The organism is Streptomyces sp. CB01580 (assembly GCF_001905795.1).
Classification (GTDB): Bacteria; Actinomycetota; Actinomycetes; order Streptomycetales; family Streptomycetaceae; genus Streptomyces.
Genome location: NZ_LIXJ01000001.1, coordinates 419,009 through 433,710, shown reverse-complemented (window position 1 = coordinate 433,710; position 14,702 = coordinate 419,009). Strand labels below are relative to the sequence as shown.

At 72.6% G+C, this 14,702-nt stretch carries 14 protein-coding genes; 9 read left to right on the top strand and 5 right to left on the bottom strand.

Features of this window, described 5'->3' with window-relative positions; all coding sequences use genetic code 11:
* Positions 1–6: 6 nt before the first annotated feature.
* Complete coding sequence (locus AMK22_RS01620) at positions 7–963, bottom strand: STM4015 family protein (protein ID WP_073781349.1); 957 nt, start codon at positions 961–963, stop codon at positions 7–9.
* 199 nt (positions 964–1,162) lie between these two features.
* On the opposite strand from AMK22_RS01620, the gene AMK22_RS01615 reads away from it, so the two are divergent.
* Together AMK22_RS01615 and AMK22_RS01610 are read left to right on the top strand one after the other, a co-directional pair.
* The gene (locus AMK22_RS01615) at positions 1,163–1,489 is read left to right on the top strand and encodes a hypothetical protein (RefSeq protein ID WP_073781348.1); all 327 of its coding nucleotides are present in this window, start codon (positions 1,163–1,165) and stop codon (positions 1,487–1,489) included.
* Between the two features lie 202 nt (positions 1,490–1,691).
* Positions 1,692–2,693 carry a DUF6745 domain-containing protein gene (locus tag AMK22_RS01610; RefSeq protein WP_073781347.1) on the top strand — a complete coding sequence of 334 codons (1,002 nt, stop codon included), beginning with the start codon at positions 1,692–1,694 and terminating at the stop codon, positions 2,691–2,693.
* 220 nt (positions 2,694–2,913) lie between these two features.
* On the opposite strand, the gene AMK22_RS01605 is transcribed toward AMK22_RS01610, so the two are convergent.
* Entirely contained in the window at positions 2,914–3,525 is a 612-nt protein-coding gene (locus AMK22_RS01605) for a TetR/AcrR family transcriptional regulator (RefSeq protein WP_242433792.1), read from the bottom strand.
* A gap of 117 nt (positions 3,526–3,642) precedes the next feature.
* Between AMK22_RS01605 and AMK22_RS01600 the strand changes: the two genes are divergently transcribed.
* The 7 genes from AMK22_RS01600 to AMK22_RS01570 all read left to right on the top strand — a co-directional run bounded on the left by AMK22_RS01600 (position 3,643) and on the right by AMK22_RS01570 (position 10,411).
* Positions 3,643–4,038 carry an alkaline phosphatase D family protein gene (locus AMK22_RS01600; RefSeq protein ID WP_079185880.1) on the top strand — a complete coding sequence of 132 codons (396 nt, stop codon included), beginning with the start codon at positions 3,643–3,645 and terminating at the stop codon, positions 4,036–4,038.
* A gap of 128 nt (positions 4,039–4,166) precedes the next feature.
* Entirely contained in the window at positions 4,167–5,459 is a 1,293-nt protein-coding gene (locus AMK22_RS01595; RefSeq protein WP_199883091.1) for an MBL fold metallo-hydrolase, read from the top strand.
* A 410-nt stretch (positions 5,460–5,869) separates the two neighbouring features.
* Positions 5,870–7,966, top strand: a complete 2,097-nt coding sequence (locus AMK22_RS39895; protein ID WP_242433791.1) for an ATP-binding protein — start codon at positions 5,870–5,872, stop codon at positions 7,964–7,966.
* Between the two features lie 7 nt (positions 7,967–7,973).
* Positions 7,974–8,408: a roadblock/LC7 domain-containing protein gene (locus AMK22_RS01585; RefSeq protein ID WP_073781344.1), complete on the top strand. Its 435-nt coding sequence runs from the start codon at positions 7,974–7,976 to the stop codon at positions 8,406–8,408.
* 2 nt (positions 8,409–8,410) lie between these two features.
* Complete coding sequence (locus AMK22_RS01580) at positions 8,411–8,782, top strand: DUF742 domain-containing protein (RefSeq protein ID WP_107430453.1); 372 nt, start codon at positions 8,411–8,413, stop codon at positions 8,780–8,782.
* Positions 8,783–9,176: 394 nt separating this feature from the next.
* Positions 9,177–9,827 (top strand): GTP-binding protein, encoded by a 651-nt coding sequence (locus AMK22_RS01575; protein WP_073781542.1) that lies wholly within the window; start codon positions 9,177–9,179, stop codon positions 9,825–9,827.
* Entirely contained in the window at positions 9,824–10,411 is a 588-nt protein-coding gene (locus AMK22_RS01570) for a GAF domain-containing protein (RefSeq protein ID WP_073781342.1), read from the top strand. Before AMK22_RS01575 ends, AMK22_RS01570 begins: the two co-directional genes overlap by 4 nt.
* 12 nt (positions 10,412–10,423) lie before the next feature.
* Here AMK22_RS01570 and AMK22_RS01565 read toward each other — a convergent pair whose 3' ends face one another.
* From AMK22_RS01565 to AMK22_RS01555, 3 genes are all read right to left on the bottom strand, one after another.
* Positions 10,424–12,334 (bottom strand): DUF2264 domain-containing protein, encoded by a 1,911-nt coding sequence (locus AMK22_RS01565; protein WP_073781341.1) that lies wholly within the window; start codon positions 12,332–12,334, stop codon positions 10,424–10,426.
* Positions 12,335–12,400: 66 nt separating this feature from the next.
* Positions 12,401–13,222, bottom strand: coding sequence for a polysaccharide lyase beta-sandwich domain-containing protein (locus tag AMK22_RS41960; RefSeq protein ID WP_107430445.1), 822 nt, complete (start codon positions 13,220–13,222; stop codon positions 12,401–12,403).
* Between the two features lie 22 nt (positions 13,223–13,244).
* A complete protein-coding gene (locus AMK22_RS01555; protein ID WP_073781340.1) occupies positions 13,245–14,678 on the bottom strand; it encodes a M60 family metallopeptidase in 1,434 nt (477 codons plus the stop codon).
* Positions 14,679–14,702 lie beyond the last annotated feature (24 nt).

Genomic DNA, 14,702 nt, shown 5'->3' with positions numbered 1-14,702 from the left:
CGCGCGTCACTCCGACACCGCGGTGTAGCGGCCCTCGACCCCGCGGTCGCCCCACGGCTTCTCGCGCTCCGACACGTCGACCCGTACGCCGTGGGGCTTCAGCGACTGGACGATCCGGCGCTCCATCGGCTCGGTCATGAAGTGGTGGTGCAGATCGAGGCATTCGAGATGGGTGAGCGGCTGGCCGTCCAGGAGCGCAGCCGCGCCCTCGTCGCCCAGCGTGCCGTTCGACAGGTCGAAGACCCGGAGCTGGGCGACGACCGGGGCGGCCGCGACGGCGGTCGCGATCTCGTTCTGCACCTCGCTGTTGCGCAGGCCGAGGTGCGTGAGCCTCGGGAAGCGGGAACCGGAGAGCAGCGGGGCGAGGTCCGCCACGTCGACGTCGCCGCCGTACGCGGAGACTCCGAGCCAGAGGTCGAGCCGCTCCAGCGCGGGCAGTTCACTGTCCAGGATGCCTCGGAGCGCACCGACCGGCAGGCCCCCGGTCTCGATGGTCAACGCGCGCAGCCGCTCGTGCTTGCAGGGGGAGAACTCCAGTTCCGTGCCGCCGCGCACCCCGAGCTCCAGCAGATCGGGGAAGGCGTCGAGCAGGGCCGTGACGTCGGACTGCTCGATCCAGGAGATCTCGTTCTCCTCCATGGTCATGTCGCCCACGAAGACGGCCTGGAGCGAGGTCAGCCGGTCGGCCGCGGCGATCACCAGACCGATCGGGTACGAGGAGGTCTCCTCGTAGGACTCGCCCCACTGGCCGATGATCAGTGCTCGGACCCCTGCCGGGTCGACGGTGTCGAGAAATGTCCGGAACGCCTCCTCCCAGGTCTTCTCGCACTCGTCGTCGTAGGGGTCGACCGAGATGCGCCAGGCCGCCGCGTCGGCTGCCTGGGCGGGTGCTTCGCCCGTCGCGTGCTGGAAGTCGACGGCGGGCAGGCCGAGCAACTCGTGCAGGTGGTCCACACCGGACATGGCCCTGAGCTCCTGGTACTGGGGAACGGCTGATGTCCGCAAGGTTTATCAAGCCCCACTGACAACGCCGTGACCGGGGACCGTCCGGCACGTGTCCGGTGATGCCCGGCAGGCCGCCCGAGGACGCGTTGTCAGACCCTGCCCTTAGCTTTTTCCTCGTGGCCGGCACAGCAGGTGCGGCCGTCGAGGGGAGAGGTCTGTGTACCGACAGGGCGATGTACTGATCATGTCGTTGGCGGAGTCGGCGGTGCCCGCGCATCTCGTGGAGGCTCCGGGCGAGCCGAGGGACGGCCGGGGCCGGATGGTCCTCGCACTGGGCGAGGTGACCGGGCACGCCCACGCGGTCCAGGGACCGGGCCGGCTGATGCGCGAGGCCGGAGCGTTCGGGCCGATGCTGCTGCACCTTCCCGAGGGCGGCCGGGTGGTGCACGAGGAACACGCGGCGATACCGCTGCCCAAGGGCTGGTACCGCGTGGTGCGTCAGCGGGAGTACGCGCCGGGCGCGGTCCGCATCGTCGCGGACTGACCCGGCCGACCGGGCGGCGGCCGGAAGAGACACCGGTGAGCGGTGATCCGATCCGGCGCCGGATCACCGCGGCATGCGGGGCACGCCGGGCCGGGGACGCGACGCGTACGACATGGCGTGCGGAATCACCCGGCACCGAACAATCAACACCGAACACCGAACACCTGACATCGAACGCACATTTAGGGGACGGGGAAGACGGATGCAGTACGTGGACTCCTGGCGGGCCGTGGCGGCGGCGACGGGCGCGGCGGACCGGGCCGCGGCCGAGGACGGGGTGCGGCTCGCCTACCGCCGCGCGGGGCTCGCGGAGCCGGAGCGGATCGTCTGGGTCGACTCGCCCAGAGCCGCCGTGGAGGCGGTCGAGAAGATCGTCGACACCGGGCGCTCGGTGCGCGACGAGGTACGGACCCGGCCCTGGGCCCAGGAACGGCGCCGGATGTACGACGAACTCGGCCCGGCGGGCTGGTCCGCCCTGTGGTCGGCCACGGGGGCGCAGCTCTGGGAGACGACGGCGGCGCTCGCCGAGCGGATCAGGGGCGGAATCGTCGCGGACCTCGCCCGGACCGCCGAGGAGGGGGCCGCTGTTCGCCTGGTGCTGCTCGACGCGGTGCTGGGCCAGCACGACGCGGCCTGGCTCGCCGCGTTCGACGGCCGTGGCGACCGGCTGGACGGCCTGGCCGAGGTCGCCAGGAACGCGGGCTGGTGGTGGCCCTACGAGCGCGTGGTGGTGATCAGCGAGCGCCCGGAGGCGCTTCACAGGGACGAGGCTGGCCGCCTCGACCGCGGGGACGGCCCGGCGCTCGCCTACCGGGACGGCTTCGCGCTCCACGCCTGGCGGGGCATGCCCGTGCCGGCGGAGTTCCTCGCGGAGCTGAACACCCTGACGCCCCGGCGGATACGCGAGGAGGAGAACGCGGAACTGCGGCGTGTGATGCTGGAGTTCTACGGCTACGACCGCTACCTCACCGAGTCGGGCGCCGAGCCCGTCCACCGCGACGAGACGGGGGTGCTCTGGCGGATCGCACTGGACGGCGACGAGGACGTGGTGATGGTCGAGGTGGTCAACTCCACGCCGGAGCCGGACGGTACGCACCGCACGTACTGGCTCCGGGTGCCGCCCGGCATGCGGACCGCGAAGGACGGGGTGGCCTGGACCTTCGGGCTCTCGGCGGACGTGTACGCGCCCGTGCGTCAGACCTGATCCCCGTGGCAGGGCCGACGGCGCCGACCCGTTCGGTGCCGTCCCGGGGACGGCCGGAGCATCCATGCGCCGGATTTCCCGGTCGGCAGACGGTGTCGGGGATTTTTCCGGCAGGCGGTCGCGGCGTCCCGCCGGACGGTGGAGTGGACATCGGCGGACGGCGACGGGCGACACTGGATGGTGACGGGCGACGATGGACGGGCCCTGGTCCGGTGCGCGGTCAGGCCGTCAGCGCCGCGTGGTCGATGCCGAGTTCGCGGGCGAGGGCCTCGTCGGTCCAGGCCATCATGGTGGCCTGGGAGAGCGGTGCCGCGTACGACGTCATCTGCACCGTCAGGCCGTCCAGCAGCGCGGTGAGCCGCCACGCCACGGACATCGGGTCGTCGCAGTGGAACTCACCGGCGGCGGCGCCTTCCTCGATGACCTCGGCCAATTCCGCCTTCCACTGCTGGTCGAGGTCACCGGCCACGTTGCGCAGGGCCGGGTCGCGCAGGGAGGCGGCCCACGCCTCGATCCACAGCCGCCATACCTTGGCGCGGCCCGTCGGCGCGTACCAGCGCACGGCCGCGCGCAGCCGCCGTACCGCACTGGTGCGGCGGCTCAGCAGTTTGCGCAGATGGGCGAGATCGGCTTCAGCGGCATGGGCGAAGGCGGCCGCGACGAGCTTCTCCTTGGTCGAGAAGTGGTAGAGCACGAGCGCGTTGCTCACCCCGAGCACGGAGGCCACATCGGCGATCCGGACCGCCGCGACACCTCTTACCTCGATCTGCTCGACGGTGGCGCGCAGGAGTTCCTCGCGTCGTTCCGCCACGCCCAGTCGCACTCTTGCCACGGCGTCACCCTAACGAATGCACGACCCCCGGGCGGACCGGGGGGCACGGTCGCCCGGTTGTCACACGCGTGCGCGACGGTGCGGAATCCTGTGGTGGCGACGGTCGTCGGACTCTGCATGACGGGAATCGACGCAGGAAACACGCGACACGAAGCGCTGCTCGCTCTGCTCGGCGAGGTGGACGCCGACGTGCGTGCGCAGGCCTCGACGCATGAATGCGTCTCGCTCGCCGACTGCCGCGCCCGGCACGGACGGGCTCGCACCGACCCGGATGTGCAGACCCTCCACGCGGCGACGCCGTTCATCCCCACCTGGGACGACCACGAAGTGTGCGGCAGTACATGGTCCGGCGGAGCGGACGACCACGATCCCGCCACAGAAGGCCCCTGGTCCGACCGGGGCGCCGCGGCCCAGCGGGCGTACTTCGAGTGGCTGCCGATGCGCCGGACTCGGGACCGGCGCCTCGTGCTGCGGCTGCGTGCCGAGCACGCCTACGGGCAGCCGTATGGGTGACGGCTCCGGGGCCGTCGGTCAGCCCTTCGGGTGACCCGCTCTCGCGCGGTCCGTCCGAATGTTCCGCGCTCGCGCGGGTGTGCGCCCCGCCCATAATTGAGACGACACCGACTCCCCCAGGAGATGATGTGACCGGCGCCGACCCCTTGCCTCCGCTCCGTTCCCGGATGCGCTCGCTGCGTCCCGCCGCATTCGGCGCCGAGCCGGAGGGCGCACGCATGGAGCGGATCCGCCGCTCGCCCCACTTCGTCGACGGCTCCTTCCGCAACCCCGTGGGTGCGCGGACCGGACCGTCCGGATCCGCGCTGGAATTCGCGAAGGTCTACTTCCGCAAGGAGGGACGGATACGCAGGGCTCCGGCCGGCACCGTCCCCGTCCACGCCACGACCTACGCGGACCTGGCCGAGCCGCCCGCCACCGGACTGCGGCTCACCTGGATGGGCCATTCCAGCGTGCTCGCGGAGATCGACGGCAGACGCGTGCTGTTCGACCCGGTGTGGGGTGAGCGCTGCTCGCCCTTCGCCTTCGTCGGCCCCAAGCGGCTGCACCCGGTGCCGCTTCCGCTCGCCGCTCTCGGCCCGGTGGACGTGGTGGTGATCTCGCACGACCACTACGACCACCTCGACCTCCCGACGATCCGGGCCCTCGCGGGCACGGGCACGGTGTTCGTGGTCCCGCTCGGAGTCGGTGCCCATCTGGAGCGGTGGGGCGTGCCCGACGACCGGATGCGCGAGCTCGACTGGAACGAGACCACGAGCGTCGCCGGAATCGCCCTCACCGCCACTCCGGCCCGCCACTTCTGCGGACGCGGCCTGCGCAACCAGCAGCACACGCTCTGGGCGTCCTGGTCCGTCGCCGGGCCCGAGCACCGGATCTACCACAGCGGCGACACCGGCTATTTCCCCGGCTTCAAGGACATCGGCGTCGAACACGGTCCGTTCGACGCGACGATGGTCCAGATCGGTGCCTATTGCGAGTACTGGGCCGACATACACATGACCCCGGCCGAGGGGGTGCGGGCGCATCTGGACCTCCAGGGGGGCGAGCCGCTCGGCACGATGCTGCCGATCCACTGGGCCACCTTCAACCTGGCCCCGCATCCGTGGGCCGAGCCGGGGGAGGGAACCCTCGCCGCCGCGGAGGACGCGGGCGCCGCGGTCGCCCTGCCACGGCCGGGCGAACCGTTCGAACCCACGTCACTGAGCCTCCCCACCGAGCCGTGGTGGCGTCCGGTGGCCCCGCAGCCGGTGGAGCACCGGCCCGCCGACGCCGCGCGGATCACGGAACTCGCGCAGGCCCCGACGGGAGTCATGTCCCCGGCGGGAGCGGGAACGGCGGGAGCGGGAACGACAGGCCCGGGAACGGCGGACGCGGGGACGGAGGACGGGAGCGGCCACTCCGAGGTGGCCCCGACACCGTGACGGCACCCGGGGTGTCCCACTCGCGTCGAGCGCGCGGGCGGCCCGGAGGGCGGCGGCGATACAACAGATGGCCCGTCCGGTACGACCGGACGGGCCGAGCTGTTCCATGCGCCGGGCGGCGCGTACGGCACGGCGGCCCGTTAGGCCGTTCGAGTGTACGCCGACCGGAGGTTCCCCATGGGGTAATTCGGTCTTGTGTGCGAGATGCCATACCAGAGTGGGACGGATGGTGGGGAAGTTCGACAACTGCCCGTCGCGCATACGTGACGGGCAACTACCGTGTGTGTCCGGTGAGCAACGGTGGGCTTCCATTTGCGGGTCCGCCCGACCGCCGGACCGAGCCCGACCGAGCACCGTAGAGGGCCACGCATGGACGCCGATTCCTGGTGCCCCACGTACCGAGGACACTGATGTCTCAACTTCGCGCACCCGAGGCGCGACCGGAACGCCGCGAGGGCGGACGGCACGGCCGACCGGGTAGCCGCTCCCACGCGGCCTCCACGAGGGCACGCACCGCCCATCCGTCCCCCGAGACGCGCATACGGCCCCAGATGCTGCGGACCGCGGTGCTGCCGACCGTTGTCGCAGTGCTGAGCGGGGCCGCGGCGGTCATTTGCACCATCGGCTCGTCCGGCGTCCGGCCGTCCGCCTCGCTGTGGATCGCGCTGGGCGGGGCCGGCGCGATGGCCCTCGCCGCCGTGCTGGCCGCCTTCATCGCCGCCAACCGGGTCGTCACCACCGTCTTCGGACGCTGTCTCGCGCTCCGCCGCGCCAGTGCGCAGGGCCAGGCCGAACTGCAACGGATGGTGGAACTCCTGCGCAACGGCGAGTCCCTGCCCGCACGGAGGCCCGCGCGGTCCGCCGGCCCCGGCAGCGACGCCTTCGAGCTTCTCGCGCAGGAGATCGGCCGTCAGCAGGAGGCAGCCGTCGCCGCCGTCGTGGAGGTGTCCCGGCTCACGGACCGCACGGGCGAGGAGCAGAAGGTCGAGGTGTTCGTGAACCTCGCCCGCAGGCTTCAGTCGCTCGTGCACCGCGAGATCCAGTTGCTCGACGAACTGGAGCACCAGGTCGAGGACCCCGATCTGCTCAAGGGCCTCTTCCATGTCGACCACCTCGCCACACGTATTCGCAGGCACGCGGAGAACCTCGCGGTTCTGGGCGGCGCGGTCTCGCGGCGGCAGTGGAGCAGCCCGGTCACCATGACCGAGGTGCTGCGCTCGGCGATCGCCGAGGTCGAGCAGTACCCGAGGGTCAAGCTGGTGCCGCCGATCGCCGGCACCCTGCGCGGGCACGCCGTGGCCGATGTGATCCACCTGCTGGCCGAACTGGTCGAGAACGCCACGGTCTTCTCCGCCCCGCACACCCAAGTGCTGCTGCGCGCCCAGCAGGTGACCGCCGGGCTGGCGCTGGAGGTCGAGGACCGGGGCCTGGGCATGCCGGTCAACGAGCAGAGGCGGATGAACGCCCTGCTCGCCGACCCCGATCAGGTCAGTGTGGCCCGCCTTCTGCAGGACGGCCGGATCGGCCTGTTCGTCGTCGCGTCCCTCGCCCGTCGGCACGGCATCGCGGTACGGCTGCAGAGCAACATCTACGGGGGCACACAGGCCGTACTCGTCCTGCCCCGGACCCTGTTGGGGGTGGACGAGGACGCCCCGGCCGGGCGGGACGCGGTACCGGCGTCGCCCTCCGGGCCTGTGCATCGTCCAACGGCCCCGCAGGGCACGGAGGTTCACCAACGACCGAACCCCCATCCGGCCCCGAATCCTCGCTCGAACCCGAATTCCGGCCCGAATTCCGGCCCGAATTCCGGCCCGAATTCCGGCCCGAATTCCGGCCCGAACCACGGGTCGAATCCGCACGCCATCGCGCCCCCGGCCCCGCACCGCGGCGCGGCCCCGGTCCCCGGACCGAACCCGGACGCCTCCCCGCCGCGCGACCCGGTAGCCGGACCCGCCGCGGGCCCACGGCCGGGCGCCAGGCCGCAGCCGTACGTCCCCGGCCAACCGCTGAGCCCGTCCGAGCGCGGCGGTCGCTCCGGTGGTCCCGCCCCGGCCGGGCCGCCTCCCGGAGTCCGGCCCACAGGTGACGGACCACCGGCGCGCGATGGAGAGCACGACGGGTCCGGGGCCGCGCGCGGCGCCGCGGACCGGCCCCGCCTCCCCAGGCGCAGCACCCAGGAGCACCTGGCTCCTCAGCTCAGGCAGCCCCCGGCCCCGCGCACCGAGGACGAACACGCCCTGCACGACCCGGGTCTCATGGCGGCCTTCCGGCGCGGTATCGATCTGGCCGAGGCACGCAGCGAGTCCGAGGCCGACATCGACGGCGGGGGCACGGACCCGGCCCCCGAACCGGTGGACCGGCCCCGGACCCCGCCGCAGTCCCTGCCAGTCCGGGTGCGGACGGAGCCCTTCTCCCCGCACCGGCGCCTCCCGGGCCAGGACGCGGGCCAGGCACCGGCCCCCGCGCCCGTGGACGACCCCCTCGAAGCGAACCCCCTCAAGGAGTAGATGCGCCATGGCGACCGATATGCCGTCCGGTCAGGTCTCGGACCTCGACTGGTTGTTGAGCGGACTGGTGCAGCGTGTGCCGTACACACGCAGCGCGGTCCTCCTGTCCGCCGACGGACTGGTGAAGTCCCTCCACGGCATGGATGCCGACAGTGCCGACCACATGGCCGCGCTGGCCGCGGGGCTGTACTCGCTCGGCCGAAGCGCCGGCGCGCGCTTCGGCGACAACGGTGACGTACGTCAGGTCGTGGTCGAACTGGACTCGACCCTGCTGTTCGTCTCCACCGCCGGATCGGGCACCTGCCTCGCCGTGCTCGCCGGACGCGAGGCGGACGCCGCGGTGCTGGGCTACGAGATGACCATGCTGGTCAAGAGCGTCCGGCCGTATCTGATGACCCCGACCCGACAGGCAGTCGCGGCACCGGGTGCCACGGGGCTGTGAGCGTGTCGGTTCCGCAGGACGGGCCGTTGCTCGACGACGCCGCCGGGCGGCTCATCCGTCCGTACACCGTGAGCAACGGCAGGACCCGTCCGAGCACCGTGCTCGACCTGCTCTCCCTGGTGAGGGCCACGGGCGCCGAACCACAGGCCCCCCTCGGTCCCGAGCACTCCGTCGCGCTGGGGCTGTGCGGCGGCCCCACGTCGGTGGCCGAGATCGCCGCCCATCTGCGGCTGCCCGCGGTCGTCACCAAAGTGCTCGTCTCCGACCTGGTGGACTGCGGGGCAGTCACCGCGCACCCGCCCGCCTTCCATGACACGCCCACCGACCGATCCCTGCTGGAGGCAGTGCTCGATGGCTTACGACGACAGCTCTGACGGCTTCGGCAGCCCCGCCGCGTACGGGAACAGCGAAGGTCCCGAGGGCTACGGGCTCCCCGAGGAGTACGGAGGCCACGGGCGCCCCGAAGGGTTCGGAACGTACGAACGTCCGGTGACCTACGAGAACCTCGGAGGCCATGAGGCCGCCCAGGGGCTCCACGTACGTCCCGCAAGTCCGGGGGACCGCGGCCGTCCGGAGGGGTACGGAGGCCCCGGCCCGGGGCACGGTTCTGGTGCAGGGTCCGGCTTCGACGGCACTGCCCGCTTCGAGGGCGGTCCCGGTCCCGGCGGGGGCCACGACTCCGGCGTTCCGTACGGGTACGGGGGATCCCCCGGGGCGAGCGGTGGCCACGCCCCGGGGGGAACCTACGACCGGGGCCGGGACACCGGCATGTCGACGGCTCCCGCCGGTTTTGCCGCTTGCGTCGATCCCCTCGACGCCGAAGGGCCCGCCGCCGAGGGGTTTCCCGTCGCGCTGAAGGTGCTGGTGGCCGGCGGGTTCGGCGTCGGCAAGACCACGTTCGTCGGCGCGGTCAGCGAGATCGCGCCGTTGAGCACGGAGGAACTGCTGACCCAGGCGGGTGCCACGACGGACAACCTCGACGGCATCGAGTCCAAGACGTCCACCACCGTGGCCATGGACTTCGGCCGCATCACGCTCGACGAGCAGCATGTGCTCTACCTGTTCGGCACTCCCGGGCAGGAGCGCTTCTGGTTCATGTGGGACGAACTCTCCCACGGCGCGCTGGGGGCGGTGGTGCTCGCGGACACGCGACGGCTCGCCGAGTGCTTCGCCGCCGTCGACTTCTTCGAACGCCGCGGCATCGGCTTCGTCATCGCGGTGAACGAGTTCGACGGGGCCCACCGCTACGCGCCCGAGGAGGTACGGGCCGCGCTCGACCTGGGCCCCGACGTACCGGTCGTGCTGTGCGACGCCCGCATCGCCAGCTCGGGCGCGGGGACCCTGGTCACGCTGGTCCAGCACCTCATCAACGCCACCTCCGCCCCGGCCCCGCGGACCGCCTTCGGAGCCCGCGCGTGACGCGGCCCGCCTCCGACCGGCTGCTGCTCACGCCCGTGGACCGCGACTCCGTCGTGCGTACCCATCGACTGCGGACCCTGGGGCTCGGGGAACGTGCCGACGCCTCGTTCGACAACTTCGACGCCTTCGCCGACCGGGTGGCCGAGGTCACCGACGTCCCCTACTCGATGGTCAACTTCATCGACGGCAACCAGCAGTTCTTCGCCGGACTGCACACGCCGAGCGGCACGTACAAGGGATCCGACCTGGGCGCCGCCACCGCGGGCAGCAGCCGGGCCGGGCGGTACGTGGCCCTGGACCGCGGCTACTGCCCGCACGTCGTCGTGCGGCGCAAGGCGCTCGTGCTGGAGGACGTCTGCGACTATCCGCGCTTCGCCGGAAACCCGGTCGTCGACGACATAGGCATCCGCTCCTACCTCGGCGCCCCGCTGATCGACCGGACGGGCATCGCCCTGGGCGCCGTCTGCGCGGTCGACACGGTGCCCCGCTCCTGGGGCAGGGCGGGGCTCGACACGATCAAGTCGCTGGCCCGGGAACTCGTCGGCCACATCGATCAGCGGGAGGGCATCAGCACCGGAATCTGACCGTTCGGGGGCTCAGACCTCGACCGTCGTGCCGTCCAGGAACGTCAGCACCACCGAGTCCGCCCCCGTGTGCACCCGCACCGAGTCGCGCAGCGCCTCCGGATGCACGGTGTCCCGGGAGAGGACGACCAGCGAGACATGGATGCTCCGCCCTCCCGGGTGCGGCCGGCTGCGCAGGTACGGGATCGCGGAACGCGGACCGTGGGCGTTGGACTGGACGTCACGCGCCACGGCGGCCCCCTCGACGCCGCCGTCCCAGCCGTGCAGCGCGACCAGGGCGCTGCTCAGGCCGTCCGGCGTACGGGCGAGTGCCCAGTCGGGACCCGCCTGGGCGAGGGGGCTCTCCGCGTGGGCGACCGCGTGACCGCCCTCGCGCACCACCACTCCCTCCGGCGCCTCGACCCGGTGCACCCGGACCTCCCAGGGGCCGTGCAGCACGCTCGTCGTCTCGACCCGGTACGTCCGGTCGTCGCCGGGGAGCCTCGCCGCGTACCAGGACGCGGCCACCCGGCCCTCGCAGCGCAGCGGATGGATCCGGCGGCGCGGCGACGGGGTGCCGTCCGGGGCAACGAGCGCCAGATGCCCGTCGACGGAGCGGGCCAGGGCATGCGGGGCGGCTTCGGGGGCGGTGGCCGTCGAGTAGCCGAGCTTCGCGTAGTGCGGGTCGTGCGTGCCCTCGGACGGGTCGGCGGTTTGGTCGTACGGCGGATTGTGGTCGCTGCCGTGGTTGACCAACCGCACGATGCCGTCGTCACGGGTGCCGTGCAGCAGCCAGCCGGGGGCGGGCAGCGCCATGTACTGGTCCGACTCCTCGACGGGCAGCGGGAGTTCGCGTGCGGTCCACACCGGATGGTCCGCCGGGAGCAGCAGTCCGAGGAAGCCCTTGCTGGCCCAGTACGGCGACGCGGGGCCGGAGTACGGCTGGGTGCTGGGCAGGAACGTGTCGTACCACCCGAGCGTCAGCAGCCCCCGCTCGTCCGGCACGCCGCGCTCGGCGAAGTGCCGCATCGTGCCCGAGGCGAGGCGCCGGGTGAGCCCCGGCGCGAGCGGGGTGCAGTCGGCCAGCGCCCCCATCCACACCGGAGCCAGCGCGGCGAACCGGTACGTGAGAGAACGTCCCTGGTGGACCGGCGCCCCGTCGGCGCCGAAGAAGTGCGGGTAGTCCTCCAGGAACCTGCGCAGCCGCTCTCGGTAGACGTCGGTCCGGCCCCCGTCGTCGGCGCCCGCCATCCGCGACCACAACAGCGGGTACAGATGCATGGCCCAGCCGATGTAGTAGTCGAAGTTGCGACCGTCCCCGTCGGTGTACCAGCCGTCGCCGACGTACCAGTCCTCGATCCGGTCCAGGCCGCTCTCGATGTCGGAGCGGCTGTAGGGGGCGCCGACCGAGGCGAGGAACTGCTCGGACACCACCTGGAAGAGGCGCCAGTTGTTGTCCCAGGTGCGGCCGCCGACGAACCCGGAGAACCAGTCGACGACCCGCTCCTGCACCCGTGCGTCGAGACGGTCCCAGATCCACGGCCGGGTCTCGTGCAGTGCCACCGCGACCGAGGCCGCCTCCACCATCTGCTGCGAACAGTCGGTCAGCCCCGGCCACGCCTCGCCGCTGCCCGGGTCCGTGCCCGCCGCGAGCCCCGCCGCGTACCGCTCGACGAGCGCGGGATCGACCGCCCCGCCCGCGCCCGCGATGCGGCAGGCGGCGAGCAGGAACGACCGGGCGAACCCTTCGAGGCCGTCCGAGACGATCCCCGACCAGCTGGTGCGGCCGGGCAGCCGGTACTGGGCGAAGCCGGGTGTCGCGTAGGGCACCAGCGCGTCCAGCATCCGGTCGGCCACCGCCTCCCAGTGGTCCCGGGTCCAGCCGGTGCGCGACGACAACAGCCTGTCGGGCGCGGGGAGTCGCAGATACGGGGGGACGGACATGGTGGTGCTGCTCCTCGAAGGTGTCGCTGTGCGGTGGTGGGGACGGACGGTGGCAGGGTCGGGCGGCTACCGGACGAGTTCGGCCCGGTGGGTGTGGCCGCGCGATCCGCCGACGGCGACGGTGAGCACGGTCCTGCGGCCGGGGAGCACGTGCACCGTGTCGTCCTTCTGCGCCACCGATTTCGTACGGAAGGGGAGTTCGACCGAGACGGTGGTGAGCGTGCGGCCCGGGTCGGCGACCGCGACACCGATGCGCGCTCCCCGGCGTCGTACCAGCACCGAGGCCGGACCCGAGGCGGTGATCCCGGCCGCGCTCCCCGCCGCCCAGAACTGCGCCGCGACGAGCCCCGACCGGCGTACCTCCACGGCCTGCGCCGTGGCGTCGTCGGCGACGATCCGGACCGGCATGGAGCGCGACCAGACCGAGGTCGCGGCCGCCGACGCGCCGGGCAGCAGCACGTACGCGTATCCGGCGTCGACGGGGGAGACGCCGTGGTCGATGCGGAGCGTGAGATAGCGGCGGGTGACGGGGTCGGTGCTTCCGCCCGTGTCCGCACCGGAGTTGATGGTGCGCCAGGTCCCGGTGCGCTGCTCGGGCCACGGCGCGGTCCGTCCGGCACTCCGGTCGAGGGTGTCCCAGAGGCCCCGGGCCGTGGCGTCCAGGGCGGCGACCGCGGCCGTGAAGTCGGGGTCGTCCGGGTCGAATCCGCGCCCGGTGAGCAGGGTCTCGGCCCGCTGGAGGAGGGCGTCGAAGCCGAGGTCCGCGCCTGCCCCGGCGGAGGCGGGGGCCGTGACGGGGTGCGCCCGCGCGGTCCCGGCCGATGTCATGAGCGCGGTGACGGCCGTGGCGCCGCCCGCCGCGATGAGGTTTCTTCTGCTGAGTTCCATGGTGGCTCCCGGTCGGCCGGCGTCAGTCGGTCAGCGTCGACGGGTCGACGGGCGGCTCCGGCAGGTTCAGCGCAGCCAGTTCGGCCCTGCCGACGGCGTCGACCGGGAACGCCCAGGTGTTCACGAAGAAGTCCGTGAGGTCGTACCCCGCCACGCGACTGGCGTAGGTGGCCAGGGCCCGGTACCGCTTGTCGTTCTCCGTGTAGTCGGACCACGGGTTCTCCTCGCGCACCAGCTTGTGCAGCCGCGGCCAGAAATCCTCGCCGAAGGCCAGCTCCAGCTGACGCAGCGGGACGAGCTTCTCGTACGCGCCGAAGGACTTCTCGTACGTCAGGCCCGCCGTGCCGAACTTCTGCCGCGCGGACCGGAAGTACGTGAGCCCGGTCGTCGGATCGACCGTGAGGAGGTTCGACGGCTGCCCCAGTGTGCGCTGTGCGGCCAGCGAGTAGATGTTGACGGTGACCTCGGTCAGACCGGCGGGCTTGTAGGCGAACTGCTGGTGCAGATGGCCGAGTTCGTGGTAGAGACCCCACCCCCGGGTGCGGAGCCCCGTGACGGTGGTCGCACGGTCGAGATAGGCGCGGGGGAAGCCGTTGTAACCGTGCGTCGCGTACGCGCCGACACCGGACGGCACCTTGCTCACCTCGGTGAAGTGGTACGGCCCGGCCTTGCGCCGGTGCGCCGGCCGGGAACCGTCGAGACCGCTGATCCGGGCGTGGGAGTCGATGATCGTCTCCATGAGTCCGAGGAGCGCGGCGTGGTCCTCGTCGCGGTACAGCAGAGCGCCCTCGCGGGTGAGCGTGATGATCGTGTGGGGTGCGTGCAGTTCGACGTACGGCGAGGCCGTCAGCGTGTCCAGCTGCCGCTGGAAGTCGGACTCCGTGGTGCGGCCCAGCGCGAAGACGGGCATGGCCGTCGCGCCGGAGCGGATCAGCACACCGGCGCGCTCGCCGTCACCGGTCAGGGTGAGGTAGACGGGGCCGCCGTGGGGGTCCGTGACCGTGTTCGAGCCGGGGGTCAGGGGATAGGAGCGGGGTTCGGTGATCTCTCCGTAGTAGTCCCAGGCGCCGATCCAGAGGGTGGGCAGCACGCCGTCGTACGGCTGGACGGTCAGGGAGACGGGGGTGGCGGGCGGGGCGTACAGGCCGGTCGGCCGGAACTCCGAGCCCCGCAGCGCCTGTCCGAGCCGCAGCCGCTCGGCCTCGGCGGCGGGCAGGGCGGTCAGCCGCAGCGCGACCGGACGGCCACCGCGTCCGCCGGGGGAGGGGGCGGCCGTGGCGGCCCGGGCCGTTCCCGCGCCCAGGGCGAGCGCCGCACCCGCCCCGGCCGCGGCGGCGAGCACGGAACGCCGCCCGAGGGGCGAACCGGTGACCGAAGGGGCGGGAGCCGCGGGACCGGTGGCGGCAGGGGCGATGGAGGCGGTGGCGGAGCCGGCGGGGTCTGTGGGCATACGCATGCGGAACTCTCCCTGCGGAACGAG